Source organism: Actinomadura nitritigenes, from assembly GCF_017573545.1.
In the GTDB taxonomy this organism is placed as follows: domain Bacteria; phylum Actinomycetota; class Actinomycetes; order Streptosporangiales; family Streptosporangiaceae; genus Spirillospora; species Spirillospora nitritigenes.
The window spans coordinates 135,491-161,754 of record NZ_JAGEOK010000017.1 but is presented as its reverse complement, the minus strand read 5'-3'; the positions used below and the strand labels follow the sequence as shown (position 1 = coordinate 161,754).

Annotated in this window: 25 protein-coding genes; 5 read left to right on the top strand and 20 right to left on the bottom strand. The window is 73.5% G+C overall.

Features of this window, described 5'->3' with window-relative positions:
• Position 1: 1 nt before the first annotated feature.
• The 5 genes from J4557_RS26615 to J4557_RS26595 are packed head-to-tail and all read right to left on the bottom strand — an operon-like array spanning position 2 to position 5,462.
• Positions 2-622, bottom strand: a complete 621-nt coding sequence (locus J4557_RS26615) for a TetR/AcrR family transcriptional regulator (protein ID WP_307800225.1) — start codon at positions 620-622, stop codon at positions 2-4.
• Position 623: 1 nt separating this feature from the next.
• Positions 624-1,790: a lipid-transfer protein gene (locus J4557_RS26610; RefSeq protein WP_208269454.1), complete on the bottom strand. Its 1,167-nt coding sequence runs from the start codon at positions 1,788-1,790 to the stop codon at positions 624-626.
• The gene (locus J4557_RS26605) at positions 1,787-3,154 is read right to left on the bottom strand and encodes an OB-fold domain-containing protein (RefSeq protein ID WP_307800224.1); all 1,368 of its coding nucleotides are present in this window, start codon (positions 3,152-3,154) and stop codon (positions 1,787-1,789) included. Before J4557_RS26605 ends, J4557_RS26610 begins: the two co-directional genes overlap by 4 nt.
• Positions 3,155-3,182: 28 nt before the next feature.
• Complete coding sequence (locus tag J4557_RS26600) at positions 3,183-4,355, bottom strand: acyl-CoA dehydrogenase family protein (RefSeq protein WP_208269453.1); 1,173 nt, start codon at positions 4,353-4,355, stop codon at positions 3,183-3,185.
• Entirely contained in the window at positions 4,356-5,462 is a 1,107-nt protein-coding gene (locus tag J4557_RS26595; protein ID WP_208269452.1) for an acyl-CoA dehydrogenase family protein, read from the bottom strand.
• 256 nt (positions 5,463-5,718) lie between these two features.
• Between J4557_RS26595 and J4557_RS26590 the strand changes: the two genes are divergently transcribed.
• On the top strand, positions 5,719-6,366 hold the full coding sequence (locus J4557_RS26590) for a TetR family transcriptional regulator (RefSeq protein ID WP_372442530.1): 648 nt from the start codon (positions 5,719-5,721) through the stop codon (positions 6,364-6,366).
• 140 nt (positions 6,367-6,506) lie between these two features.
• Positions 6,507-6,740: a DUF397 domain-containing protein gene (locus tag J4557_RS26585; protein ID WP_208269450.1), complete on the top strand. Its 234-nt coding sequence runs from the start codon at positions 6,507-6,509 to the stop codon at positions 6,738-6,740.
• Positions 6,741-6,791: 51 nt separating this feature from the next.
• Here J4557_RS26585 and J4557_RS26580 read toward each other — a convergent pair whose 3' ends face one another.
• Positions 6,792-7,799: an oxidoreductase gene (locus J4557_RS26580; RefSeq protein ID WP_208269449.1), complete on the bottom strand. Its 1,008-nt coding sequence runs from the start codon at positions 7,797-7,799 to the stop codon at positions 6,792-6,794.
• 124 nt (positions 7,800-7,923) lie between these two features.
• Between J4557_RS26580 and J4557_RS26575 the strand changes: the two genes are divergently transcribed.
• A complete protein-coding gene (locus tag J4557_RS26575) occupies positions 7,924-8,487 on the top strand; it encodes a TetR/AcrR family transcriptional regulator (protein ID WP_307800223.1) in 564 nt (187 codons plus the stop codon).
• Positions 8,488-8,511: 24 nt separating this feature from the next.
• On the opposite strand, the gene alc is transcribed toward J4557_RS26575, so the two are convergent.
• The 10 genes from alc to uraD are packed head-to-tail and all read right to left on the bottom strand — an operon-like array spanning position 8,512 to position 18,487.
• A complete protein-coding gene (gene alc / locus J4557_RS26570) occupies positions 8,512-9,486 on the bottom strand; it encodes an allantoicase (RefSeq protein WP_208269448.1) in 975 nt (324 codons plus the stop codon).
• Positions 9,483-10,790, bottom strand: a complete 1,308-nt coding sequence (allB, locus tag J4557_RS26565; RefSeq protein WP_208269447.1) for an allantoinase AllB — start codon at positions 10,788-10,790, stop codon at positions 9,483-9,485. The genes alc and allB overlap by 4 nt, the downstream gene beginning before the upstream one ends.
• A 52-nt stretch (positions 10,791-10,842) precedes the next feature.
• Complete coding sequence (locus J4557_RS26560; RefSeq protein WP_208269446.1) at positions 10,843-11,664, bottom strand: hydroxypyruvate isomerase family protein; 822 nt, start codon at positions 11,662-11,664, stop codon at positions 10,843-10,845.
• A 44-nt stretch (positions 11,665-11,708) separates the two neighbouring features.
• Positions 11,709-14,081, bottom strand: a complete 2,373-nt coding sequence (pucD, locus tag J4557_RS26555; protein ID WP_208269445.1) for a xanthine dehydrogenase subunit D — start codon at positions 14,079-14,081, stop codon at positions 11,709-11,711.
• Entirely contained in the window at positions 14,082-15,434 is a 1,353-nt protein-coding gene (locus tag J4557_RS26550) for an 8-oxoguanine deaminase (RefSeq protein ID WP_208269444.1), read from the bottom strand.
• Positions 15,431-15,916, bottom strand: coding sequence for a (2Fe-2S)-binding protein (locus J4557_RS26545; RefSeq protein WP_208269443.1), 486 nt, complete (start codon positions 15,914-15,916; stop codon positions 15,431-15,433). The genes J4557_RS26550 and J4557_RS26545 overlap by 4 nt, the downstream gene beginning before the upstream one ends.
• Positions 15,916-16,788: an FAD binding domain-containing protein gene (locus J4557_RS26540; RefSeq protein WP_208269442.1), complete on the bottom strand. Its 873-nt coding sequence runs from the start codon at positions 16,786-16,788 to the stop codon at positions 15,916-15,918. The genes J4557_RS26545 and J4557_RS26540 overlap by 1 nt, the downstream gene beginning before the upstream one ends.
• Positions 16,789-16,801: 13 nt before the next feature.
• Positions 16,802-17,677, bottom strand: coding sequence for a factor-independent urate hydroxylase (pucL, locus tag J4557_RS26535; RefSeq protein ID WP_208269441.1), 876 nt, complete (start codon positions 17,675-17,677; stop codon positions 16,802-16,804).
• 4 nt (positions 17,678-17,681) lie between these two features.
• The gene (gene uraH / locus J4557_RS26530; protein WP_208269440.1) at positions 17,682-17,996 is read right to left on the bottom strand and encodes a hydroxyisourate hydrolase; all 315 of its coding nucleotides are present in this window, start codon (positions 17,994-17,996) and stop codon (positions 17,682-17,684) included.
• The gene (gene uraD / locus J4557_RS26525; RefSeq protein ID WP_307800222.1) at positions 17,993-18,487 is read right to left on the bottom strand and encodes a 2-oxo-4-hydroxy-4-carboxy-5-ureidoimidazoline decarboxylase; all 495 of its coding nucleotides are present in this window, start codon (positions 18,485-18,487) and stop codon (positions 17,993-17,995) included. The genes uraH and uraD overlap by 4 nt, the downstream gene beginning before the upstream one ends.
• Positions 18,488-18,676: 189 nt before the next feature.
• Here uraD and J4557_RS26520 point away from each other — a divergent pair, with 189 nt between their 5' ends.
• Positions 18,677-20,197: a PucR family transcriptional regulator gene (locus J4557_RS26520; protein WP_208269438.1), complete on the top strand. Its 1,521-nt coding sequence runs from the start codon at positions 18,677-18,679 to the stop codon at positions 20,195-20,197.
• Here the strand turns inward: J4557_RS26520 and J4557_RS26515 are convergent.
• From J4557_RS26515 to J4557_RS26505, 3 genes are all read right to left on the bottom strand, one after another.
• Positions 20,194-21,258 (bottom strand): DUF4037 domain-containing protein, encoded by a 1,065-nt coding sequence (locus J4557_RS26515; protein ID WP_208269437.1) that lies wholly within the window; start codon positions 21,256-21,258, stop codon positions 20,194-20,196. The two genes, J4557_RS26520 and J4557_RS26515, sit on opposite strands and share 4 nt — an antisense overlap.
• Positions 21,259-21,300: 42 nt before the next feature.
• Positions 21,301-21,918, bottom strand: a complete 618-nt coding sequence (locus tag J4557_RS26510) for an NIPSNAP family protein (RefSeq protein ID WP_208269436.1) — start codon at positions 21,916-21,918, stop codon at positions 21,301-21,303.
• A gap of 85 nt (positions 21,919-22,003) precedes the next feature.
• A complete protein-coding gene (locus J4557_RS26505) occupies positions 22,004-23,014 on the bottom strand; it encodes an alpha/beta fold hydrolase (protein ID WP_208269435.1) in 1,011 nt (336 codons plus the stop codon).
• Positions 23,015-23,632: 618 nt separating this feature from the next.
• Here J4557_RS26505 and J4557_RS26500 point away from each other — a divergent pair.
• On the top strand, positions 23,633-24,907 hold the full coding sequence (locus J4557_RS26500) for an HNH endonuclease signature motif containing protein (protein WP_208269434.1): 1,275 nt from the start codon (positions 23,633-23,635) through the stop codon (positions 24,905-24,907).
• A 126-nt stretch (positions 24,908-25,033) separates the two neighbouring features.
• Here J4557_RS26500 and J4557_RS26495 read toward each other — a convergent pair whose 3' ends face one another.
• Positions 25,034-25,489 carry a VOC family protein gene (locus J4557_RS26495; RefSeq protein WP_243776376.1) on the bottom strand — a complete coding sequence of 152 codons (456 nt, stop codon included), beginning with the start codon at positions 25,487-25,489 and terminating at the stop codon, positions 25,034-25,036.
• Positions 25,490-26,264: the final 775 nt, after the last annotated feature.

Below are 26,264 nucleotides of genomic sequence, written 5' to 3'. Positions count from 1 at the left end.
CTCACCGCGCCGCCCCGAGGAGGGACCCGCCGGACACCAGCGCGACGGCGGCGTCGGCGAAGTACTGCTCGCCGGCGTCCGGGGCGAGACCGAGGACGACGCCCTGGCCGAGGCCGAGCAGCAGGGCGCCGAGCGCGACGGCGAGCCGCTTCGCCTGCTCCGCCGTGACGGTCCCGCCGTCGTGCGCCCGCCCCGTGAACAGCGCGACGAGCTGCTCCTCGTGGGTCCGGAAGAGCGGCGCGAGCCGGCGGCCCGGGTCGGGGGCGCGCAGGGCCATGTCCACCAGGCCGAGCTGGAGGGACAGGCCCGACCGCGCGCCCGGCCCGTCGCAGGTGCGCCGGTAGTGCCGGGCGAAGGCGTCGACCGCCTCCAGCAGGGGCAGGCCGGCGGGCACGGCGCGCTCGATCTCCGCGCGGTGCGGGCGCAGGTAGCCGGTGACCAGCTCGGTGAGCAGGCCGTCCTTGCTGCCGAACAGCGAGTAGATCGCGCCGGTGGTGAGGCCGGCCCGCTCGGCGATGTCCTCGAGCCTGGCCTGGTAGCCGTCCCGGGAGACGGTCCGGAGCGCGGCGTCGAGCAGGGCCCGCCGGTTGCGCTCCTTGGTCTCCTCCCTCGTCAGCCGCACGCTAGTTCGCGGCGCTGAGGACCAGGCCGCTGGTGGGCACGCCGGTCCCGGCGGTGACCAGGACGTTGCGGACGTCCGGGACCTGGTTCACCGCGGCCCCCCGCACCTGGCGGACGGCCTCGGCGATGCCGTTCATGCCGTGGATGTACGCCTCACCCAGCTGACCCCCGTTGGGGTTGACCGGAAGCCTGCCGCCGAGCTCAATGCCACCGTCCTTGATGTAGTCCTTCGCCTGGCCGCGGCCGCAGAAGCCGAGCTCCTCCAGCTGAACCAGGACGAACGGGGTGAAATGATCATAGAGGATTGCGGTCTGGACGTCATCGGGGGTCAGCCCCGACTGCGCCCAGAGGGTTTCGCCGACGGTGCCCATCGCGGGCAGCGCCGACAGGTCGCCGGTGTAGTAGCCGAACATCATCATCTGGTCCGGGCCCGTCCCCTGGGCCGCCGCGGCGATGACGGCGGGCGGGTGCCGCAGGTCGCGGGCCCGGTCCAGGGACGTGACGAGCACCGCGACGCCGCCGTCGGACTCCTGGCAGCAGTCCAGCAGGTGCAGGGGGTCGACGATCCAGCGGGACGCCTGGTGCTCCTCCAGCGTGATCGGGCGGCCGTGGAACCAGGCGGCCGGGTTCGTGGCCGCGTGGCGGCGCATCGCCACCGCGACGCGGCCGAAGTCCTCGCTGGTCGCGCCGTAGTCGTGCATGTAGCGGCGGGCCTGCATCGCGACCCAGGCGGCCGGGGTCGCGAAGCCGAACGGCAGGTGCCAGGAGAACTCCAGGCCGGTCGCGTCGACGCGGCCGGACGGGGCGGCCTGGCCGAAGCGGTGGCCGGAGCGCTCGTTGAACGCGCGGTAGCACAGCACCGCCTCCGCCTGGCCGGTCGCGACGGCCATCGCGGCGTGCGCGACGGTGCCGCAGGCCGCGCCGCCGCCGTAGTCGACGCGGGAGAAGAACCGCAGCGCGGGGATGCCCAGCTCGCGCTGGACGGCGATCTCGGAGTTGGCGTCGGCGGTGTAGGTGACCAGGCCGTCGACGTCGGCGGGGGTCAGCCCGGCGTCCTCGATCGCGGCGAGGCACGCCTCGGCGGCGAGCCGCAGCTCCGAGCGGCCCGACTCCTTGGAGAACTCGGTCGCGCCGATCCCGGCGATCGCCGCCTTCCCTGACAGGGTCATCCGGCCTCCTCGATTCCGGCGGAGCCGGCACGGGCGGTGTGGGGGGTCGTCTCCCCTCCGACGGCACGGAAGCGGACCGTGGCGGTGAGGTGGTCGCCGATGCTCACCGCGCCGCGGACGCGGAGGGTGCGGTCGTCGACGCGGTCGGCGGTCAGCGTGAGCGTGTCGCCGGCGTAGGCGGGGGCGCCGAGGCGCACCTCGATGCTCTCCAGCGTCGCGTCCCGGACGGTCTCCAGCGCGTACCGCTGGACGAGCCCGATGCTGGTCAGGATGTTGACGAAGATGTCCTGCGAGCCCTGGGCGCGCGCCTGCGCAGGGTCGTGGTGGACGGGCATGAAGTCGCGCGTCGCGATCGCCGTGGAGATGATGAACGTCGGGGTCAGCTCGATCTCCAGGCCGCCGGACGCGGGCTCCGCCTCCACCGGCTCCGCGGCCGTCGCCGCGGGCGGCGGGGGCGGCGGGGCGTCCACCGGGGTCCACTGCGGGAGGACGAGCTCGTCGTCCATCCGCTCGAACACCAGCCGGACGGGCATGCCGATCCGCACCTCGTCCGGCGGGCAGCCGTTGACGTTCCCGACGATCCGGACGCCCTCCTCCAGCTGCACGACCGCCACGGCGTACGGGGGCGTCCGGCCGGGGACGGGCGGGTGGTGGTGGACGACGTAGCTGTGCACCTCGCCGCGCCCGCTCGCCACGACGTGGTCGCGGTTCGGCGAATGGCACTCCGGGCACATCGGGCCGGGCGGGTGGCGGAGCGCGCCGCAGTCCGCGCAGCGCTGGATGCGCAGCTCACCGGCGTTCACGCCGTCCCAGAAGAACGCGGTGTCCTTGCCGATCGAGGGCCGCAGCGGGTACTTCCCGCCGGTGCCGCTCGCGCTGGCGGCGGGCGGGCGCGGGCCCGGCCTGAACTTCAGCACCCGGAACAGCATCTCGGCGACGCGCTCGTCGTTCCCGTCGTACCAGGACTGGTACCAGGTGACGAAGTAGCCCTCGCCCATCGCGGTCCGCTTCGGGCCGGTGACGCCGCCGAACCGCATCCGCGTCCGCAGCTGCTCGCCGACCTTCACGTAGCGGTCGTAGGTCTGGTCGCAGTTGGTCGCGACGATGCCGGTGTAGCCCGCGGCGTCCAGCGTCGCCAGCACCTCGTCCGCGGCCCCCCTCTGGTCCGGCCGGCGGACCAGGCCGGGCATCGACCACACCTGGATCATCGCGGGCGGCGCGACGTCGTCCCAGGTCCCGGCGTCGCCGAGGGCCTGGGTCCAGTTGCGGATCATCGCGGCGTTCACCGGGTCGGGGCAGGGCAGCGGAGGGCGCTCGCCGGCGGCGGCCAGCCGGCCGGCGAGCGCCATGAGTTCGTCGTGCACGGGTCTCCTCGCTTCGTGGACGCCCGGGTCAGCGCGGCGCGCGGGGCAGCCCGAGACCGATCATCGCGATCAGCTCGCGCTGGATCTCGTTGACGCCGCCGCCGAAGGTGAGGACGAGCGCCCCCTTGGCCATCCGGTCGGTCACCCTCATGAACTCGGCGGTCGCCGGGTCGCCCGGGTCGCCGTACCGGGCGAGGACGTCCCCGACGATCCGGCCGACCTCCTGCACCCGCTCCGAGGCGTAGATCTTCGTCGCGGACGCGTCGGCCGCGCCGAGCCAGCCGAGGTCCTGGTTCGCCGCGACCTGCCAGTTGAGGATCTCGTTCACGCGCAGGTAGGCGTGCACGTGGGCGAGCGCGCGGCGGACGGCGGGCTGCTCGATGAGCGGCCGCCCGTCGCGTCCGGGCGTGGCGCGCGCCCAGCGCTCGAACCGGTTGCGGGTGTGCCCGATGTTGCCCGCCGGGCCGAGCGTGACCCGCTCGTGGTTGAGCTGGTTGACGATCAGGTCCCAGCCGTTGTTCTCCCCGCCGATCAGCATGTCCGCCGGGACGCGGATGTCCTGGAAGTAGGTGGAGTTGGTGTGGTGGGCGCCGTCCATCGTGATGATCGGCGTCCAGGAGAAGCCGGGGTCCTCGCAGTCCACGATGAGCATCGAGATGCCCTTGTGCTTCTTCGCGGACGGGTCCGTGCGGGCCGCGAGCCAGACGTAGTCGGCGGTCTGCGCGCCCGACGTGAAGATCTTCTGGCCGTTCACCAGGTAGTGGTCGCCGTCCCTCACGGCGGTGGTGCGTAGCGCGGCGAGGTCGGTGCCGGCGCCCGGCTCGCTGTAGCCGATCGCGAAGTGGCACTCGCCGGCGAGGATGCGCGGGATGAAGAACTCCTTGTGCGCGTCGGTGCCGTACTGGAGGATCGTCGGCGCGACGGAGTTCAGCGTGATGAGCGGGTAGGTGACCTCGGCGCGGGCGATCTCGTTGGCGAAGATGGTCTGCTCGACGGGTCCGAAGCCGCGGCCGCCGTACTCCTTCGGCAGCGCGACCCCGAGCATCCCGTCGCGCCCGAGGCGCTTGCAGTGCTCCAGGTAGGCGGGGCCGAACGGGTCGGCGTTGATCGCGGCGCGCTGCTCCGCGGTCAGGCAGTTCTCGAAGTACTCGCGCAGCTCGGCGCGGAGCTTCTTCTGTTCGCCGGTCAGGTCGATGAACATTCAGGCCTCCTGAGCGATGAGCGCGCCGAGCGAGTCGAGACGGTCTTCCGCGCCGCCGAGCAGATGCCCGACCTGCTTGCCCCAGGCGAAGTAGCGGTGCAGCGGATAGGTGATGTCGAGGCCGATGCCGCCGTGCAGGTGCTGGCACGTGTAGAGCGCCTTCACGACGGGATCGCACGCGTTGTAGGCCGCGATGGTGAGCAGCTCCTCGGCGTCGGCGGCGCCCTCGGCGAGCCGCCACACCCCGGCCCAGACGGCGACGTCCAGCGCCCGCTTGGCGATGTAGACGTCGCTGATCTGCATGGTGACGGCCTGGAACTGCGCGAGCGCCCGCTCGAACTGCTCGCGGGTCCTCGTGTACTCCTTGGTGAGCTCCAGCGCGCCCTCGATGACGCCGGACGACAGCGCGACCGCGCCCGCGACGGCGGAGAGCCGGAGGGTGTCCCAGGCGGCGCCGTCGGCGATCCCGCCGAGGAGCGCGCCGGCGCCGACGCGGACGCCGTCGAGCGCGACCCGCGACAGCGGCTCGGTCGTCGCGGAGTGCTGCGGCGTGATCGTCGCGGCGGACGGCTCGACGAGGAAGACGCCGATGCCGGCGCCCTCGACCCGCGCCGGGACGAGGATCCGCGCCGCCTCCCGGGCGTAGGGGACGAACGTCTTCACGCCGTCCAGGACGTGGCCGTCGCCGTCCGCGCGGGCCGTCGCCGCGACCTCGCCCGCCGGTCCGACCTCGCGGTAGGCGCCGGTCAGCACGGTCTCGCCCGCGGTCAGCGGCGCGAGCAGCGCGCGCTGCTCCGCGGTGCCGTGCTTCGCGATCGGGACGGCCGCCAGCGCCAGCGACGCGTACGCCGGGATCGGCGCCGTCCGCGCGCCCGCCTCGCGCAGGATCACCGCGAGCTCCACCGGCCCGAGCCCCGCGCCGCCGGCGTCCTCGGGCAGCACGGCGCCGAGCAGCCCGGCCTGCGCGAACGCCTTCCAGGTGGCGGCGTCATAGGGGGCGCCGCTCTTCTCGAACGCCTCCAGCCGCTCCTGCGCGGCCTCGCGCGCGAGCAGGTCCGCCGCGAGCCCCTTCAGCTCCTGCTGGGTCTCGTCGAGGTTGAAGTCCACTCATCCGCTCCCTTCCTGGCGCGGCCGGCCGGACGGACGCCCACGGCGAAAAAGTAGAACAGATTCTAGTATGTGTCCAGCGGCGTGATCACCGTCGCGGAAACGGGGATTCACCTAGCAAGTAAGGGTTCGGTGACCATCCGAGGGGCGCTCGATCACCGACCCGCCGCGGCCGATCAGATAACAGGTTCTCGCGCGGGCTGTACGCTGGAGGCCGAGCGGCGGCGCAACGGGCGCCCGCGCGAGGAGGATGACCGTGACCGCAGAGCCGACAGTGACCGGGGACGAGCCTTCGGGCGGCGCCGCGGCGGACCGGCGGGCGGGCCCGGCCGCGGGGCAGGGCGTGCGCTCGCGCAGCCAGCACCAGCGGCGCAAGCGTATCGTCCAGGCCGCCGCCGCGCTGGCCTCGCGCGGTGGCATCGAGGCGATGCAGATGCGCACCGTCGCCGAGCGCGCCGGCGTCGCGCTCGGCACCCTCTACCGCTACTTCCCGTCCAAGATGGACCTGGTCGTCGCGGTCGTCAGCGAGGAGATCGACCTCCTGGAGGGCAGCATCGAGCGCCGCCCGCCGCGCGGCGGCACCGCCGCCGAGCGCACCGTGGAGGTGCTGATGCGCGCCACGCGGGGGCTCATGCGCGAGCCGGAGCTGGCCGAGGCGCTGATCCGCTCGCTGCTGCTCTCGGACGTCAAGACCGACTTCAGCGACCGGATGACCAACCTGATGCTGCGCGCCGCCGTCGGCCCGACCGGCGACATCCCCGCCGACGACCGGCGCCGCATCGTCGCCCGGGCGCTGTCGTCCGTCTGGACGATGGAGATGATCGAGATGCTGCGCGGCCAGGCGACCGCCGAGGAGATCCAGGCCCGCCTGGAGATCTCCGCCGACCGCCTCCTCACCGACTGAGGCCGCGCCCGGCCCGCCGGACCGCGTCCTCGCCCGCTCCCCGCCCGCTCCCCGCCCGGACGCCCGCCCCTTTCCCCGTGTGCGGCCGGGCACCGCCCACTACGCTGGACGCGACCGGAGCGGACGAAGAAGGTGTGCCAGTGACCGAGCAGGAACCGATCCTCAGCGATGGGGTCATCATCGAGTTCATCGATGGCAAGGACGTTCCCGTCAAGCACAAGGACTTCGGTGACCGCGCCGTCGTGATGCGCGACGCGAAGAACGCCGACGGCCCCATCCTGTACTTCACCGAGGCCGAGTGGGACGCCTTCATCGCCGGTGTCAAGGACGGCGAGTTCGACGACCTCCTCGAAGAGGAGTCCGCCGACGGCTGACGCCCCACCGCCCGCACCCGCCGGAGGCCCGGCGGGCGCGGGCGGCCGGCGTCACTCCCCCGCCCGGCTCGGCGGTCCCGGCGGCAGCGGGTACGCGACCCCGGTCAGGCGCTCCGACTCCCGCCACAGCCGCGCCTGCGCGTCCCGGTCGTGCGACCGCGGGCTGGACTCGACCCGGACCGGGTTGCCGGTGAACTGGGCGCGTCCGGGCGGGCCGTAGTAGTCGCCGCCGACCGCGCCGGGATCGGTCGCGGCTCGCAGCGGTGACAGCGCCCCCCTGTACGCGCTCTGCAGCAACCATGAGGTGAGCGGGCGCGCCCACGGGCTCATCGCGGCCCGCACCACGGCGTTCATGTCGCGCCCGAACTCCGTGCGGGCGTTGCCGGGATGCGCGGCCACGGCGATCGTCGCCGCCCCGGCGGCCGCGAGCCGGCGCTGCAGTTCGTAGGTGAAGAGCAGGTTCGCCAGCTTGGACTGGAAGTAGGCGGCCTGGAAGCGGTAGCGGCGCTCGGCGTGGAGGTCGTCGAAGGCGATCGCGCCGCGGCGGTGCCCGATGCTGCTGACCGTCACCACGCGCGAGCCGGGGACGTCCAGCATCAGGTCCAGGAGCAGGCCGGTCAGCGCGAACGGCCCGAGGTGGTTCGTGGCGAGCGTGGCCTCGAAGCCGTCCTCGGTCAGGGCGTACCGGGGCCGGACGCCGCCGGCGTTGTTGACGAGCAGGTCGAGCCGGCCGTGGCGGTCGCGGAACCGGGCGGCCGCCTTCCGCACCGACGCCTGGGACTCCAGGTCCACGTCCAGGACGCCGAGCGACGCGTCCGGGGCGGCGGCGCGGATCCTGGCCGCCGCCCAAGCCGCCCGGTCCGGGTTCCGGCAGGCCAGTACCACGGTGGCGCCGCGGCGGGCGAGCTCGGCGGCCGTCTCGAAGCCGATGCCGGTGCTGGCGCCGGTGACGACGGCGGTCCGCCCGTCCAGGCGGGGGATCTCGTCCGCGGTCCAGGGCGGGCGGCCCGTGCCGCGCCCGCCGTCGCGCCGTCTCGCCGCCGTGCGATCGTCCCTCATCGGGCTCGCCTCCGATACGTTCGGCCTGCCGGAACCACATAAGCGGGATGGCCATCCCGCTTAGTTCCGGGAAGATACGGGACGGCCGTCCCGGTTGTCCAGAGGGGAAGCGAGGTGGGAGACCGTGGCAGAGCCGCTCGGCCGGCCGCTGCGCGCCGACGCCCGGCGCAACCGGGCCCGGGTGCTGCGGGTCGCGGCGGAGGTCTTCGCCGCCGAGGGGCTGTCGGTGCCGCTGCACGAGATCGCCCACCGCGCGGGCGTCGGCACCGGGACCGTCAGCCGGCACTTCCCCACGAAGGAGGACCTGTTCGCGGCCGTCCTCCTCGACCGGATGCGCGAGATCCTCGACCGGATCGACGCGCTGCCCGCGGCGCGGGACCCGGGCGCGGTGTTCTTCGCGCTCTTCGACGCGCTCGTGCGCGAGGGCGCGGCGCACTGCGGCCTGTCGGAGGCGCTGACCGGCGCCGGATACGACCTCGACAAGGCCGCCGCCGACGCCGGGTACGACGTCCAGGGCCGGCTGCGCGACCTGCTGCGGCGCGCGCAGGAGGCCGGCGCCGTCCGCGCCGGCCTCACCTACCCTGACGTCAAGGCCCTGATGGCGGGCTGCCTCGCGCGCGGCACCGACCCGGACGGCCTCGACCGCGTCGTCGCTGTCGTGCGCGACGGGATGCGTCCCCCGGCATGACGGGCGCGCCGAGCCGTGCGGCGGCTACCGCAGGAGGCCGCGGTGCCTCTCGGTCAGCCGCCGCTCGCCCTCGGCGCTGAGGTGGCCCCAGAGGCGGAGGCGGGCCAGGCCGCCGTCGGGGTGGATGTCCACGCGGACGTGCGAGACCTCGGGCGTCTCCAGGCGGAAGCGGTGCCGGGCGTCGGGCTGGAGGCGGGTCCGCGGGAGCAGCACCGTGCCGTCGGGCGCGGTGAGGGAGACCTCGGCGGGCGCGTTGAACTTCAGGTGCGTCGTGTCGATCTCGGCCACCCGGATCGTGCCGGGGGCGGCGAGCCGGACGAGCGCCCACTCGTTGCCGGGCGCGCGGCGCCGCGCGGTCTCCCAGCCCTCGGCCTGGTTGCGCGGCAGGCCGGGGAAGAGCATGTTGTCCGGCGACGAATAGAACCTGTCGGAGCAGTCGAGGACGCGGGCGCCGTTCTCCAGCGCGGCCAGGTCGACGGTCATCCCGGTCAGGAACGCGGGGTCGGGGACGACGTCGCCGTGCACGCGGATCCGCGCGATCCCGCCGTCCGGGAAGACGTTCAGCCGGACGTGGGTGAAGAGGCGCTCGGCCTCGACGGGGAAGGCGTGCGCGGTGTCGCCCTCCAGCGGGCTCTTCGGGACGATCTCCACCCAGCCGGCGCCGGAGGGGTCGGCGGGGTACCCGTCCGCCGCGCATGCCTCGACGGACGCGTGCGGCGGGTAGTTGCCCTTGAACCAGGCGGTGTCGATGACGACGCCGCGGATCACGCCGGGCAGGCCGAGCCGGACCAGCGCCCAGTCGTGGCCGGGCTCGCGGCGGCGGCGGGTCTCCCACCCGTCGTACTCCTGGCCCTTCGGGCCGAACGTCCCGGGCCGGAACGCCGGCGGCCACGGGTTGATCAGGTTCTCCTTCTCCTCGAAGGACTCGTCGCTGGCGGCGGTGACCGAGCCGCCCAGGGTGCGGACGGCGAGGTCGGGAAGGGACGTGAAGTCGCTCAAGGCGCCTCCTCGCGGTCGAGCACGCGGCCGGACGGCGCGTCGCCGACGACGGCGCCGCGCAGCCAGGTCGTGCGGACGGTCCCGGTGAGGGTGCGGCCCTCGTACGGGGTGACGGGATGGCGGTGGTGCAGCCGGGCGGGGTCGACGGTGAAGGCGGCGTCGGGGTCGAACGCGACGAGGTCGGCGTCGCCGCCGACGGCGATGCGGCCCTTGCCGGGGACGGCGGCGAGGGCGGCCGGCGCCTCGGCCATCCAGCGGACGACGGTCGCGAGGTCGTGCCCGCGCGCGCGGGCGGCCGTCCAGACGGCGGGAAGGCCGAGCTGGAGCGAGGAGATCCCGCCCCACGCGGTGGCGAAGTCGCCCTGTTTCAGGTCGGGCGTGGACGGCGAATGGTCGCTGACCACGCAGGCGATGACGCCGGACGCGAGGCCCCGCCACAGCGCGTCGCGGTTGGCCTCGCCGCGGATCGGCGGGCAGCACTTGTAGGAGGGCTCGTCCGCCTCGCCGTCGGACAGGACGAGGTAGTGCGGGCAGGTCTCGGCGGTGACGGGCAGGCCGTCCGCCTGGGCCTCGGCGAGGGGTTCGAGGCAGTCGGCCGCCGACAGGTGCAGGATGTGGGCGCGCACGCCGGTCTCCCGGGCGAGCCGGATCACCCGCTCGACGGCGCGGCGCTCGGCGGCGGGCGGGCGGGACGCGAGGAACGCCGGGTACCCGCCGTCCGCCGGGGCGGTGAGCGCGGACGGGTCCTCGGCGTGCACGATGACGAGCCCGCCGAACGAGGCGATCTCGCGGAACGCGTCGCGCATCCCGGCGGGGGACAGCGGCGGGAACTCGGGGACGCCGGAGTCGGACGCGAAGCACTTGAACCCGAAGACCCCGCCGTCGTGCAGCGGGCGCAGCGCCGGGACGTTCCCCGGGACCGCGCCGCCCCAGAACCCCACGTCGACGTGCAGCTTCCCGGCCGCGGCGGCGCGCTTGGCCGCGAGCGCGGCGACCGAGACGGTCGGGGGCAGCGAGTTCAGCGGCATGTCGACGAGCGTGGTGACGCCGCCCGCGGCGGCGGCGCGGGTCGCGGTCGCGAACCCCTCCCATTCGGTGCGGCCCGGTTCGTTGACGTGGACGTGGGTGTCGACGAGGCCGGGCAGCAGCGCCGCAGCGCCGAGGTCGGTCTCGGACGCGGCGGGCAGCGGCGCGTCGCGGGCGGCGATCTCGGCGACGCGGCCGCCCGCGACGGCGACGGCGGCGGGGCGCTCGCCGTCCGGCAGGACGGCCCGCCCCGTGCGGATCACCAGGTCGTAGAGCACGCGGCTCCTCTCCTGAGCGCGTACCGCACCGGGCCCTGGAACGGGTCGCAGGTCATGCGCGGTGGTCCTCCATCCAGGCGAAGTCCGGCCGCGGGTCCACGTACTCCAGGGCGATCCGGCCCGTGTAGCCGATCTCGTCGAGGAGGGCGAACAGCGCGCCGAAGTCGATCCCGCCGGTGCCGGGGCGGCCGCGGCCGGGGGCGTCGGCGATCTGCACGTGGCCGAGGTCGGCGGCGTACCGCCGGGCGGCCCCCTCCACGTCGTCGCCGTTGCTGACCAGGTGGAACGTGTCGAGCAGGAACCTCACGTTCGCGGCTCCGGCCGCGCGGGCGCGCTGCACGACCTCGATCGCGTCGGCGGCGGTCTCCAGCGGGTAGGCGCCGTTCAGGCCGCGCGCGAGCGGCTCGATCAGCAGCGTCCCGCCGAACGCGCCGACCTCGCGGGCGGCGTGGGCGAGGTTCCGCGTGGCCACCCGGTCCTGCTCGGACGCGGCGACGCCGTCGAGGCGCTGCCCGTAGAGCGCGTTGAACATCCGGACGCCCGTCCGCTCGGCGATGCGGGCGGTGACGTCCAGGCTCGCGCGGAACTCGGCGGCGCGCGCCGGGTCCGACAGCACGCCCCGCTCCCCCGCCGGCATGTCGCCCGCGTACAGGTTCAGGCCGATGAGCCGGACCCCGGCGTCCTCGACGGCCTGGCAGAACGCGTCCTCCTCCGACGCGGTCGGCACGGGCACGCCCGGCCACGGCCACCAGAACTCGACGGCGTCGAACCCGGCGTCCTTCGCCGCGGCGGGCCGCTCCTGGAGCGGCAGGTCGGTGAACAGGATCGAGCAGTTGACGGCCCATGCGCGGTGGGTGCCGATCCGTCCGGTCATGCCGCCCTCCCTTTCTGATCGTGCTCCGGTCCCCTGCCGGCCGATCACCGGCCGGAGGTCTCCTGGACGCCTGAGGGGGCGGGCCCCCGGTAGGGGGTCGGCAGGGACACGTGCTCCGGGCGGACCGGCACGCGGGTGAGCCTCCGGCCCGTGGCGTCGCGGACGGCCGCGACGATCGCGGGCGTGGAGGAGAGCGTAGGCGGCTCTCCGGCGCCGCGGAGCCCGTAGGGGGCGTCCGGATCGGGGTTCTCGAGGATGTCGAGCCGCATCGGCGGCATGTCGAGGATGGTCGGGATGAGGTAGTCGGTGAAGGACGGGTTGCGGACGACGCCGCCGGACACGACGATCTCCTCCATCAGGGCGAGGCCGAGGCCCTGCGCGGAGCCGCCGTGGATCTGGCCCTCCAGCGACAGCCGGTTGAGGATCCTGCCGACGTCCTGGACGGCGGCCATCTCGACGACCTTGACCAGGCCGAGGTCCACGTCCACGTCGACGACGGCGCGGTGCACGCACAGCGCGAGCTGGGTGTGGGTGGTGCCCTGCCCGGTGGCCGGGTCCATGGCGGTGGTGGGCCGGTGGTGGTACTCGCGGGTCTCCTCGATGGCGCCGTCGCCGAGGACGTCCTCGATGCCGCCGAGCACACCGGCCGCCCGCGAGACGATCTTCCCGCCGACCGCGGCGAGGTCGTCGTGGCCGTAGCGGCGGGCGGCGCGCGCGAGCAGCTCGGCGCGGACGGCCTCGCAGGCGGCCTTGACGGCGCCGCCGGACATGTACGACTGGCGGGACGCGCTGGACGAGCCGGCGTCGCCGACCCGGTCGTCCGCCGGGGCGATGGTGACCTTCCGGACGCCGAGCTCCGTCCGCGCGATCTGCGCCTGGACGGTGACGAGCCCCTGGCCGACCTCGGCGGCGGCGGTGTGCACGAGCGCGGTCGGCTCGCCGCCGATGACCTCCAGCCGGACGCGGGCGGTGGACAGGTCGTCGAAGCCCTCGGAGAAGCAGATGTTCTTGATCCCGACGCCGTAGCCGACGCCGCGCACCACCCCCTCGCCGTGCGTGGTCTGGGACGCGCCGCCCGGCAGGTTCCGGATGTCGGCCCCGCCTTCCGGCAGGGCGTCGCGGGCGGGCGGCATCGGCATGGCCTCCAGCCGCGCCAGCATCTCCGCGAGCGGCGCCGGCGACTCGATGACCTGCCCCGTCGCGAGCCTCGACCCCTGCGAGACGGCGTTGCGGCGGCGGATCTCCAGCGGGCCCAGCCCGCAGGCCGCGCCGAGCCTGTCCATCATCGACTCGTAGGCGAAGCACGCCTGCACCGCGCCGAACCCGCGCATCGCGCCGCACGGCGGGTTGTTGGTGTAGACCCCGTACGCGTCGATCCTGATGTTCGGGATCTCGTACGGGCCGACGCCGAGCGACGCGGCGTTCCCGGTGACGTTCCGCGTGGACGAGGTGTACGCGCCGCCGTCCAGGATGATCTCGACGTCGGCGTAGACGAGCCTCCCGTCCGCCGTGGCGCCGTACTCGTACCGCATGAACGCGGGATGCCGGTGGACGTGCCCGAAGAACGACTCGTACCGGTTGTACGACATCTTCACCGGCCTGCCGGTGTGCAGCGCGAGCATCGCCGCGTGGATCTGGACCGAGAGGTCCTCGCGGCCGCCGAACGCGCCGCCGACCCCCGCGAGGGTCATGTGCACCTGCGACTCGTCCAGGCCCAGGCACGGCGCGATCTGCGACAGGTCGTTGTGCAGCCACTGCGTGGACACGTACAGGTCGACGCCGCCGTCCTCGGACGGGACCGCCAGGCCCGCCTCCGGCCCGAGGAACGCCTGGTCCTGGATGCCGACCTCGAACTCCTCCGCCACCACGACCTCGGCCTGAGCGCGCGCGGCGTCGACGTCCCCGACCCGGACCGGCTGGTAGCGGGTGATGCCGCCGAGCGGCTGCACCTTCAGCCCCTCCGGGTCGGCGATCACGGCGCGCGGGTCGGTGATCGGCTCCAGCACCTCGTAGTCGACGGCGATGCGCTCCATGGCGCGGCGCGCGGTCTCCGGATGGTCGGCGGCGACGACCGCGACCGGCTCGCCCTGGTGCCGGACCTCCCCGATCGCGAGGACGGGCTGGTCCTCGGTGTGGTCCTCCCCGTACACCTTCCTGCCGGGGACGTCCTCGTGGGTGAGGACGGCGTGCACGCCCGGCACCGCCAGCGCGGGCCCGATGTCGATCGAGCGGATGCGGGCGCGCGGGTGCGGGCTGCGCAGCGTCGCGCCCCACAGCATCCCGTCCATCCACAGGTCGGAGGCGTACGCGAACTCGCCGGCGACCTTGAGGGCGCCGTCGGGGCGCAGCGGGCTGTCGCCGACGCCGCCGTCGCCCGGGGCGGCGGCATGGCCGGGTGTCCTGACCGGAGACGCCATCTAGAGGACCTCCTCCGCGAGCCGCATGAGGCGCCGGTGCGCGTCGGCGCCGCGCCGCCCGACCACGTCCTGCGGGACGGAGACGAGCGTGTCGCCGGCGACGATGGTCCGGCCGCCGACGAGCAGCCGCTCCAGCGGCGGGGTGCCGCCGAACGCGAACGCGACCACCGGGTCGTCGACGGCGGCGTGGAACCCGTCGACCCGCCACAGCGCGACATCGGCGAGCTTGCCCGGCTCCAGCGTGCCGATCTCGTCCTCGCGGCCGAGGCAGCGGGCGCCGCCGAGGGTCGCCATCTCCAGGGCCTGCCGGGCGGTCAGCGCGGCCGGCCCGTACCGGGCGCGCTGCAGGTAGATCGCCTGCCGGATCTCCCCGGCGAGCGGGACGAGCTCCGCCGACGCCGGCCCGTCCACGCCCATCCCGACCGCCGCGCCCGCCTCCAGCAGGTGGGAGACGCGGGCGATCCCGGCGCCGAGCCGGGCGTTGGAGCTCGGGCAGTGCGCGGTGCCGGTGCCGGTCTCGGCGAGCCGCTTGATGTCGGTGTCGTGCAGGTGGACGCAGTGCGCGAGCCACACGTCCGGGCCGAGCCAGCCGATCGAGTCCAGGTACTCGGTCGGGGTCATGCCGAACTGCTCGGTGGTGTGCTCCTCCTCGTCGAGGGTCTCGGCGAGGTGCGTGTGCAGCCGGACGCCCTTCTCGCGCGCCAGCTCGGCGGAGCGGACGAGCAGGTCGCGGGTGACGGAGAACGGCGAGCACGGCGCGACCGAGACGCGCAGCATCGAGCCGGACGAGGCGTCGTGGTAGCGGTCGATCGCCGCCGCGGTCTCGGTGAGGATCGTGTCGAGGTCCTCGACGACCTCGTCCGGCGGGAGGCCGCCCTGCGACTCGCCCCGGTCCATCGAGCCGCGGCACGGCTGGAACCGGACGCCCAGCTCCGCGGCCGCCTCGATCCCGGCGGCGAACAGGTCGCCGCGCCCGCGCGGGAACAGGTAGTGGTGGTCGGACGAGGTCGTGCAGCCGGACCTCGCGAGCCAGCCGAGCCCCGCGCTCGCGGCGCCCGCGACGACCTCGGCGTCCATCCTCGACCACGGCTTGTAGAGGGTCGTGAGCCACTCGAACAGCGTGCCGTCGGTGGCGAGGCCCTGGCTCGCCCACTGGTACAGGTGGTGGTGCGCGTTGACCAGGCCGGGGGTGGCGAGGCAGCCGGTCCCGTCGATCCGGTCGGCGCCCGGGACGTCCGGCGCGGGGCCGGCGCCGACGGCGGTGATCCGGTCGCCCTCGATCACGAGGTGCCCGCCGGGGTGCTCGTCCCCGGACACGGTCACGACGTGCGCGTTCTCGATGATGGTCGTCACGTGAGTGCAGCCTTTCGCCGGGCCGCCAGCCGCACCGCGTCGAGGATCTTCTCGTAGCCGGTGCAGCGGCACAGGTTGCCGGCCAGCGCCTCGCGGATCTCGGCGTCGGACGGCGCGGGGTTGCGTTCGATCAGGTCGTGGGACTGGACGATCAGGCCGGGCGTGCAGAACCCGCACTGGACGGCGCCCGCCTCCAGGAACGCCTGCTGCACGGGATCGAGGCGCTCGTCGCCCGGCCGCCCCTCCGCCAGGCCCTCGACGGTGCGGATCTCGCGCCCCTCGGCCTGGCCCGCCGCGACGAGGCACGCGCAGGCCGGGACTCCGTCCAGATAGACCGTGCAGGACCCGCACTCGCCCTGCTCGCAGGCGTTCTTCGAACCGGGGAGGCCCATCCGCTCCCGCAGCATGTAGAGCAGGCTCTCGCCCTCCCACACGTCGTCGACGGTCTCCTGCGAGCCGTTGACGGTGACGTTGACGCGCATCAGGACGCCTCCTTCCGCACCGCGCGGTGCTCGTTCCAGGCCCAGGTCAGCGTGCGGCGCGCCATCACCGCCAGGGCGTGCCTGCGGTACTCCGCGGTGCCGCGCACGTCGTCGATCGGCGCGGCGGCCTCGCGGACCAGCTCGCCGAACCGCCGCGCCACCGCGTCGGAGAGCGGTCCGCGGCCGTCCCAGTCGAGTTCGCCGGAGATGAACTCCTCGGCGGCGGTGGCGCGGCGCGGCGTGGGGGCGGCGGAGCCGACGCCCGTCCCGACGCGGCGCTCCCCCGGATGCAGCGCGACCGCGAACGAGCACACCGCGATCACCATCGCGTTCCGCGTGCCGATCTTGGAGAAGTACTGCGGGCCGGGCGCGGGAGCGGTCCAGATCGCGCGGATCAGCTCGTCCGGCTCCAGCGCGTTCCGCTTCACGCCCACGTAGAACGCGGTCGCCGGGATCATCCGGACGCCGCGCTCCGCCGACTCCACCTCGATCACCGCGTCCCCCGCCAGCAGCGGCGGATGGCTGTCGCCCGCGGGCGACGCGGCGCCGAGGTTGCCGCCGACCGAGCCCCGGTTCCGGATCTGCGGGGAGCCGACCGTCCGGGACGCCTGGGCGAGGCCCGGCAGCCGTTCCCCCAGCTCGCGGATCACCCGCGCGTACGGGACGCCCGCGCCGATCCGGAGGCGGCCGTCCGCCTCGTCCCACCCGGCCAGCTCCCGGATCCGGGTGAGGTCCAGCAGCGCCGCCGGGCGGTGCACGTCGAAGTTGATCTCCACCATGACGTCGGTGCCGCCCTGGATCGGCAGCGCCGCGGGCGTCTCGCGCTTCGCGGCCAGGGCGTCCGCCCAGGTCGCCGGGCGCAGGAAGTCCATGTCGGCCGCCTCCTCACTGCCACGCGGACGGGGCGTCCGGGGCGTCGTCGGTGAGCACGGTGCCCTCGATCAGCCCGTACGGACGGTCCGCCGCGAAGTAGACCTCGTTGTCGTTGTCCATCCCGAAGGGCGCCAGGTCGACCAGGAAGTGGTGCTTGTTCGGCATCGACATCCGCACCTCGCACAGCTCCGGCCGCTCCTCCAGCACCCGGCGGCCCATCGCGTAGAGCGTCTGCTGCAGCGACAGGCTGTGCGTCGTCGCGAACGCGTCCAGCAGCGCGGCGCGGGCGGCCGCGTACGACGCGTCCCAGTCCGAGCCGGTGCCGCGATGCCGCCACCGCGCCGTCACCGCCGTCGCGAGAACGCGGTCGTCGGTCGGTTCGAGGGTCGTGAACCCGTCCTGGGCGAACCCGTGGAACTCGCTGCCGGTCGAGTTCAGGACGGTCAGGTCCCTCAGCCCGGACACCACCGACTCGGAGCCGCCGGAGCCGCCGGACCCGTCGCTGTGGACCAGCGCCGTCCGGACCTCCGTGCCGCCTCGGACGAACGAGTGCGGGCCGGTGATGCGGTCCCACGCGTACTCCTCGAGCCGCACTCGGGCGTGGTGGACGGCCGGCTGCGAGTCCACGAAATGCCGCGCCAGCAGCAGCCCGAACTCCTCCGGCTCCCCGATCCCGTACTTCTTCGCGAACGCGAACACCGTGTTCTTCTGCGTGTCCGTCGGCAGGACGGCGGAGTTGTCGCCGGTCAGGTGCACGTCGTCCATGTCGCCGGACAGGAACACCCCGACGTTCAGGTCCCGGATGCGGTGCGTCCCGCCGTCCCGGGTGACGCGGACGACGCGGACCTCCGCCTTCCCGTAGCGGTTCGGGCCGAGAACGATGGCCATCGGGCTAGCTCCCTCGGTAGGTCGAGTAGGCGAACGGGCTCAGCAGCAACGGGACGTGGTAGTGCCGGCCGGCGTCGTCGATCGTGAACGCGACGGTGACCTCCGGGTAGAAGTCGGACAGCGCGGCCGTGTCGAACGTCAGCCGGTGCACGCCCACGCCCGGCTCGGCGCCCCACTCCCCGATCCGGCCGTCGGCGTCGGTGCGGGCCTCGGCGACCGCCGTCCAGGTCCCGTCCGGCTCCCGCCGGTCGAGCCTGACCGCGACGCCCGCCGCCGGCAGGCCCTTCGCCGCGTCCAGCACGTGCGTCGACAGGCTCATCGGTCCTCCTCCGGTCCACCGGCGAGCCCTGCCAGCCGCAGGTCGACGATCTTCGCCAGCTCCGTCCGGACGGCCGCCCGCTCGGCCCCGGCGTCGTTGCGCAGGCGTCCGCGCAGCGCGGCGAGCATCTCGGCGGCGCTCAGGCCGGTGGCGCAGACGAGGAAGACGTGCCCGAACCGCTCCTCGTAGGCCCGGTTGCCCTCCGCCAGCGCCGCCCGCAGCTCCGCCGCCGCCGCGTCCATCCCGGACTGCTCGCTCCGCGACCACGCCGCCTCCCGCCCCTCGCCGCGCGGCCGGTCGCCGATCCGGGGATGCGCGGCGAGCGCCTCCTCGACATCGGCCCAGTCCAGGCCCGCGAGCGCCTTCGCCGAGGCGGCCCGGAGCTCCGCGAGGTCCGCGTAGGGCCGCCCGGCCGCGACCTCGGCCGCCCAGCGGCGGGACGCGCAGCACGCCAGCAGCCCGCCCTCCGTGACATCGAGCCGTTCCCTCACCGGCACCTCCCTGCCTCCGTCGTTCCCGTCTGCGTCATTGCCGCCAGTAGATACGGCAACCCGGAACGCGGTGAAGGGACAGGACGTCCGAACCGTGACCCGGCTCACGCCGGTGTTTTCGTGCGTTGCTCCAATCGCGGCCCCGGACCGTTGGCACCCGGCGTGGTGAACGATGGGTTAACTGGTCCCATGAAGCTGCGCGCGCTGCTCGACATGCCGGAGCTGCGGCTCGAGATCGTCACCGGCGGCGACCTGCTCGACCGGGTGATCACCTGGGTGGTCACCACCGACCTGCCGGAACCCGGGCGGTACCTCCGCGGCCGGGAGCTGGTCCTGACCGGCCTGGTCTGGCGGTCCGGACCGGCGGACTCCGAGGTGTTCGTGCGCGCGCTCGCCGAGGCCGGGGTGTCCGCGCTGGCCGCCTGGGACCTCGCCCGCGGCACCATCCCCGACGACCTCGTCGACGCCTGCCGCCGGCACCGGATCCCGCTCTTCAAGGTCCCGGAGGACGTGGCGTTCGCGACGGTCACCGAGGAGGTCGTCCGGCACCTGTCCGGCGCGCGCGCCGCCGACCTCACCGCCGTCCTGGACCGGCACCGCCGGCTCGTCGCCGGGATGAGCGAGGGCGCCGGCCTCGGCGCCGTCCTCGACCTCGTCGGCCGCGACCTCGGGATGCGCTGCTGGGTGCTGACCGCCACCGGACGCGTCGTCGCCGGCCCCCCCGGCGCCCCCGACGGCGCCGCGCTGGCCCGCGCCTTCCTCACCGCGCCGCGGCTCCCGCACCACCTCGCCGCCTCCGGCGTGTCGGTCTTCCCGGTCGCGGAGGACACCACCTCCCGCGTCGCGGACTGGTTCGTCGCCTGCGAGGGCGACCACGCCGACTGGCCCGCCGAGCGCCGCGCCCTCACCACCGAGCTCGCCGCGATCGCCGCCCTCGAACGGGCCCGGCTGGACGACCGGCTCAGCGCCGAGGGGCGGCTCGCGCAGGAGCTCGTCCGGCTGGTGGTGTCCGCCGCGGCGGCCGACGAGATCGTCCCGCGGCTGGAGCTGGCCGGGCTCGACCCGCACGGCTCCTACGTCGCGGTCGCCGCCACCGGGCGCGGGACGCTGCGGCCCGGCGAGCTGCGGTCCGTGCTCGGCGAGGTCATGCCCGTCCCGCGTCCCGTCGTGGGGCTGCTGGACGACGAGGCCGTCGCGCTCGTCCCGATGCCCGGCGGTCCGGTGCCGGACGTCGCCGCGTCGGTCCGGACCGCGCTGGCCGCGCTCGCCCCGGGCCTCGCGGGCGCGGGGATCGCGGTCGGCGTCAGCGACGTCGCCGGGGCCGGCGGGCTGCGGGGAGCCGTGGACGAGGCCCGCTACGCGCGGCGGCTCGCCTCCGGCCGCGCCGACCCGGTGTGCGTCGTCCGGCACGACGAGCTCGCCACGCACGTCCTGCTGCTGGCGACCGTGCCGGAGGACGTCCGGCAGATGTTCAAGGTGCGGCTGCTCGACCCGCTGCGCAGATACGACGAGGTGCACAAGGCCGACCTGATCCGCACCCTGGAGACGTTCCTGCAGAACTCCGGGTCGTGGACGCGCTGCGCCGAACAGCTGCACCTGCACGTCAATTCCGTCCGGTACCGGATCCAGCGCATCCAGGACCTGACCGGCCGCGATCTGGCCCGGCTGGAGGACCGCGTCGACTTCTTCCTCGCGCTCCGGCTCTCCTAAACGCCGCCGATCCACGTGCGGTACGCGACCTGGAGGGCGGCGCGGCGATCGGCATGGGCGAGGACGTCCACGCTGTCGACCCACTGCTCGACGGACCCCACGTACGGTGGCAGCGCGGCGACCTCGGGATCGGTGATCGCCGCGGCCAGCCCGGCGGCGACCGCGTCATCGACCGTCCGGTACGGCCGGTCCCAGAACCGGACGACGGCGTCGCCGGGTGCCGAGAGCCCCCGCTCGCGCTGGACGTCCAGCAGGACCTCGGCGGCCTCCGCCAACGCCGCCTCCCTCTCCCGCCACTCCGGCGCGGCCACCGCGATATCGAGCGGGGCCGCCAGACGTCGCGCGACGGGCAGTTCCCTGAACGCCGTGCCGCGCCACTTCCCGTACGGGGCCCACTCGCCGGACAGCGCGAAGGCCAGCCGGATCAGATCCTCCGCGACCCTCGCGGCGAGGATCCGCGACCCGGACTCGTCCCCGCGCTCGGCCGCCCGCCCGATGATCGGCATCCACTGCGACGCGCGCCGCCACCACGCCGCCAGGACGTACCGCTCCACGTCCGGCGGGTAGCGGCGCAGCGTCTCGCGGATCCCGGCCAGTGTCGCCGTCCCGTCCGCGAACACCGGCCCCGCCGTCACCTCCAGGACGCACTGTCCCACCAGGCACAGCCAGTCGAGCGCCGACAGCCCGCCGGTCGGGTCGACGCCCAGCCGGAACCGGCAGAACGCGGCGACGGTCGAGACGTCCACCTTGTGGGTCGCCGCCTGGTCCCAGGTGACCGGGAAGCGCACGGGGTGGCCGCCGTACCGGTCGGGCAGCTCCCGCTCCAGCATCGCCGACACGTCCGGCACCGCGCCCGCCGCCGCGTCGTCCAGCAGCAGCGTCAGGCGGCAGCCCCAGTCGTGGTCGCGGCTCGTGGCGTCGTCGAACGCCAGCACGTCCGAACCGGAGCCGAGCCGCGCCGCCGCGTACGGAACGCCCGGGAAGTGCGCGTCCAGCAACGGCCGCACGAGATCGTCGAAGTAGGCGCGCGCGAGGTCCGCGCCATGCAGATGACCGTCCACCGGCCCACCTCAGCAGACCGGGCGGTGACCGGGCCAGCCATTTCAGCGCAGCGCCGACCTGCCGGTCGGCGCCAGCCGCAGCACCCGCGGCTCCGGCACGCCGCCGGGAAGCTCCACCTCTCGGCGGGCGATGACGACGACGTGGCCGTCACCCGTGCGGACGGGCAGCGCCGGGAAGTCGTTCTCCGCCTCCAGCGTCGCCAAGGCGAGCGCGTCCGGGCCGTACAGCGGAACGACCTCGTCCAGCATCGACGGCTCGACCTCCGCCAGCCGATCACCGAACGACCACAGGAACGCGAAGACCAGGCCGCCCGGGTCCGGGGCGCCGACCGGCGGCCGCGGACCGGGCCCGGGAACCGGCCGCAGCGGCCGCAGGAGCCGCGCGTCCGACGAATCCAGCATCGTCGCGTTCGCCTGCTCCCGATGCGCCTTCCACACCGGGCCGAAGTAGAACGCGCGCAGCGCCCCGCCCCGTCCCTCCAGGTCCTCGAACGCCCGGAGCCAGACGAACCTGTCCGGATCGTCCAGGTCCCGGAACTGGCCGAGCACGGTCATGCCGACCGCCTCCTGCGGCTCGACCAGCTCCCGGTCGAACAGCTCGATCAGCTCGTCACGCCGCCCCGGGCGCAACCTGTACTGCCGCAACTCGATCACGTTCACAGGCCAAGCGTCACCGCCGCACCCGGCCGCCGACGACCCGGTTCCCGGCCATGTCCCGCCGGATTCGGGCCATTCCGCCGCCGGGTCAGGACGTGTGGCGGACGAGCGCCGAGACGAGCGCGTCCCACGTCCGCCGGGGAAGCTCGTTGCCCACGCCCGGCAGGACGAGAAGCTCGGCGCCGGGGATCTTGGCGGCCAGGGCCCGGCCGTTGCCGAGCGGGAAGAACGGGTCGTCCTCTCCGTGCACCACCAGGGTCGGCGCGGTGATGGAGCCGAGCCGCTCCCGCCAGCGCGGCCCGCAGTCCATGGCGGCGAACGCCGTCCCCATCAGGTCCCCTCGAAGGGCCTCCCCGGGGTCGCGGAACGCGACGTCGGCACGGTCGTGGATCCGCTCGATCCCCGCCCGCGCCTCCGCCTCGTCGAACCCCGCCCCCGCGAGATGGCGCGCGTTCCCGACCATGAACTCGACGACCTGCCCGCGGTCGCTCCAGTCGACCGCGGGCCGGTTCATGAAATGCGCCATGAGCTCGGGCGCGTGCTCGGGCAGGTCGGGATCGTTCGGCCCCGGCGCGGTCGGCCGGGTCGCGATCAGCGTGAGGCCGGCGACGCGGCCGGGATGGTCGAGGGCGAGGAGCTGGGCGACCCAGCCGCCGGTCCCGAAACCGGCGACATGCGCGGCCGCGAGCCCGTGCGCGTCCAGCACCCCGGCCGCGTCCGCGACGAGATCGCGCAACGTGTAGCCGAGCGCCGAGGACCCGCCCGAGGCCCCCTCCACCCGCGAGTCGTCCACCTGAACGCCGTCAGCCGGGTCAGCGCCGGGCTGGACGGCAGAGGACCGAACGGTGGATGCGGCGGCAGAGGACGAGTCGGCGCCAGTGGACGAGTCGGCGGCTGTGGACGAGTCGGCGGCTGCGGATCGTCCGGTGCCGCGCAGGTCGTAGCGGACGACGAACCGCCGTACCGCCGCCAAGCGTTCGCACAGCTCATCCGGCCAGGTGAGCATCGTGTTGCCGATGAGCAGAAGAGGTACCTCGGCCGGATCCCCGAACGTCTCCACGCACAGGGCCGTGCCGTTGACCTTGATGAAGGACTCCATGGAGAGTCAGACCACCGCCACGCCCCCAACTCATCGCGGCCTCGCGAGCGGGTCGAGAGAGCGGGGCTGACCGAGCGACGCTTCGCCAGATCTGACTTCGCGTGCCATACCCCGTCCCTGCGCCATACCTAAAGGTATTCGATGAAGTTGTGATGATCTATCAGCATCGAGCCATGGGGCGTTCGATATGTCCTTAATCTAGGCGTTCAAGCGATTATTCATTGAGGCACTCAGACGGGCTTCTCGCGAGCAGTATTCGAGCCTTCCATGAGATGGAGACGGGCAGGTGCGTTTATCAGAGAAAGGGTGTTCGGGTGGTGGGGTGGCGCTGGCGTACGGGGCCGCCCCTCCAAAGTCAAGGGCGCCTTCGGCGTCGCTTCGCGATGGACTTCGTCCACCCTTGACTTCGGAGCCTCTGCGGCCCCTGAGGCAGCGTTAAGGGGCAGGCTCCGCCTGCCCCGCCCCGGGTCGCGCCACCCCACCACCCCCTTCCGTAAGGGACCAAGCCCCCTCCAGGAAGGCGCACCAAAAGGGCCCGCCGCCTTCCCGCCGAAAAATACCGGACGGAATGTGCCGTGAACGACTATGAATGTCGGTCACACAGGGTACTATTTACGTATGCAATCAGTGACGGTCGAGCTTGAGGCCGCGTCCACCATGGAACTGGTGAACGCGCTCTCAACCATCGCCACTGAACTCGCCCAACGCGAAGCCCCGGAATCGGCAGCCGCGTGCCTGGAACTGACTGAGGCCCTCGTGGCCGCGTCCGATATGCAGGAAAGCGCGCTCGCCGGTTTCATCGCCCGTGTCGACGCGACCAAGGAGCATGCCCGGTGGGGATATCCCTCCACCCAAGCATGGCTGCGGTCCCGGCTGGGCATGCGCGACAACCGGGTGAAGGAGCGCCTCACTCTCGCCCGGCAGCGGCACCGGCTCCCGCAGGTGGCCGAGCAGCTCGCAGCCGGGGAGCTGTCTTACGGTTACGCCGTCACGGTCGCCGACTCGGTCTCCCGCCTGGACGACCACGACTGCGCCGAGGCCGAGACAACACTCCTCGGTTTCGTCGACCAGGGCTTCTCCGCCGGGAAGGTCGCCGCGTTCGGCCGCCGCATCCGCGACCTCATCGCCGAACGCGACGACACCGAAGACGCCCCCGACGAGGATTCTCGGCGCGGCTACGACAAGTCGTGGCTCACCACCACCCGTTCACTGGACGGCGGCCGATACGTCAAAGGGTGGCTGAACCCTGAGGACGCCGCGATCTGGGACGGCACTCTGGCTCCGCTGGCCAAGCCGGCCGGGCCTGATGACCGCCGCGACCTCCCCGAACGCACCGCAGCGGCACTGTCGAGCGTGCTGTCGGGTGGTCACAAGGCTTCCAAGGTCACCGTGATCTGCGACCTGGAGACCCTGACCGGAGGCAACGCCCCGGCCCGCCTCACCGACGGCACCCCCATCCCCGCCGCCCAAGCCCGACGCATCGCCCTGGCCGCCGGAGTCTCACCCCTGCTCCTCGGCCGCGGAAACACCCCGCTCTACCTGGGATATCGGGAACGGTTCGCCTCCGCAGCACAACGACAGGTGCTGGAAACGCTCTACCCCTCGTGTGCTGTGCGGGGATGTGAAGTGCCTGGGACGCTGTGCGAGGTCGACCATGTCCACGGGTGGGCACTCGGACGATCGCCGACCGACATCGATCAGCTCGCACTCACCTGCGGGTGGCACAACCGGTTCAAGCACACCAACCCCGACCAGATCCAGATCACCAAGGATCACGACGGGCGATACCTCTACCGGCTACTCCCACCAGCCGACGCGCGAGGCACGAAGGGGGCCGGACCACCGGGCAACATCGGCCCACCCGACAACCCCGCCCTCGACTGGGCCGCATAACGGCAGCGCTGCTCTCCTGCACCGATTCACCCGCATCAATCAGATGGGGTGGATCGGTGGATGGGCATGCCCTCGCGCCCACATCACAACACCCGCGGTCCGCAACAGCAGGGCACCTCTTACAGGTCAAGCAACGCAGAACTCGTTTCCTTCTGGATCCAGCAGGACGATGGCATAGTGATCCAGGTCCGGCCCGCCCAGTGTCCGCAGCACCGTGGCGCCTGCGCTGGTCAGACGTGCCGCCTTGGCATTGACCCGCTGAACACGAACGGGCAATGGGACGGCTCGACCGCCGCTCACCTTCAGGTCCAGGTGCAGCCGGTTCTTCACGACCTTTGGTTCAGGGACGCGTTGGAACCACACCCGGGGCCCTTGTCCCGCTGGATCCACGATCGACTCCGGCACCTCACCGGCCCCGGCGGGCAACTCTTCCTCGGGCACTCCTAATGCCGTCCAATAGTTTCGCCAACTGGTGTGACCATCGGGGGGCGGCTCGGGCAGGTATCCAAGAGCCTCGCACCAGAAGGCCACCATCCTCTTCGGCTCGGCGCAGTCGATGACCAGTTGCATGGTGACGTCCATGCCTCACAACCTCCCAGAGAGGTCGGACAGAGCGAGACCATCGATAAGAGCCGCTCGATCTCCCTTGCGGAAGGGGGTGGTGGGGTGGCGCGACCCGGGGCGGGGCAGGCGGAGCCTGCCCCTAACGCTGCCTCAGGGGCCGCAGAGGCTCCAAAGTCAAGGGTGGACGAAGTCCATCGCGAAGCGACGCCGAAGGCGCCCTTGACTTTGGAGGGGCGGCCCCGTACGCCAGCGCCACCCCACCACCCGAACACCCATCCACCCCAATCACAACAACACCCCCCACAGAACACCCCCGACGCACTTCTTGCAGCTCCCACGCCCTTCCCGCCCCACGCAGCTTCCGCCCCACCGCTCACCCCGCTCCTCCACTCACCCCGCGCCTCCACCCGCCCCGCTCCTCCGCTCACCCTGTCCCCATCAGCCCGCCGCCCCATCAGCCCGCCGCCCAACCAGCCCGCTGCCATCGCCTTATCCGACCCGCCGCGGGACCACCACTCCCAACCCACCGCGGGAACACTCCCGGACACACAACCGCGGACGGACACTCATCCGCCGCTGCTCCTCGTCTCGCCCTTTGACTCCGCCCCTGCTTCTGGTCCGCCCTATGAACACGCAGTCCGCTCGCGAATCCCGGACCAGGCCCCACGAACACCAGCACCGAGAAATCCCCGATCCCCATCCGCTCCGCGAACACCCAGGACGATCGCGTAACCAAACCGGCGACCACTCGCTCCCACCCGCGCCGCGCACAGGTTGCAGCCCCCGAGTGGCG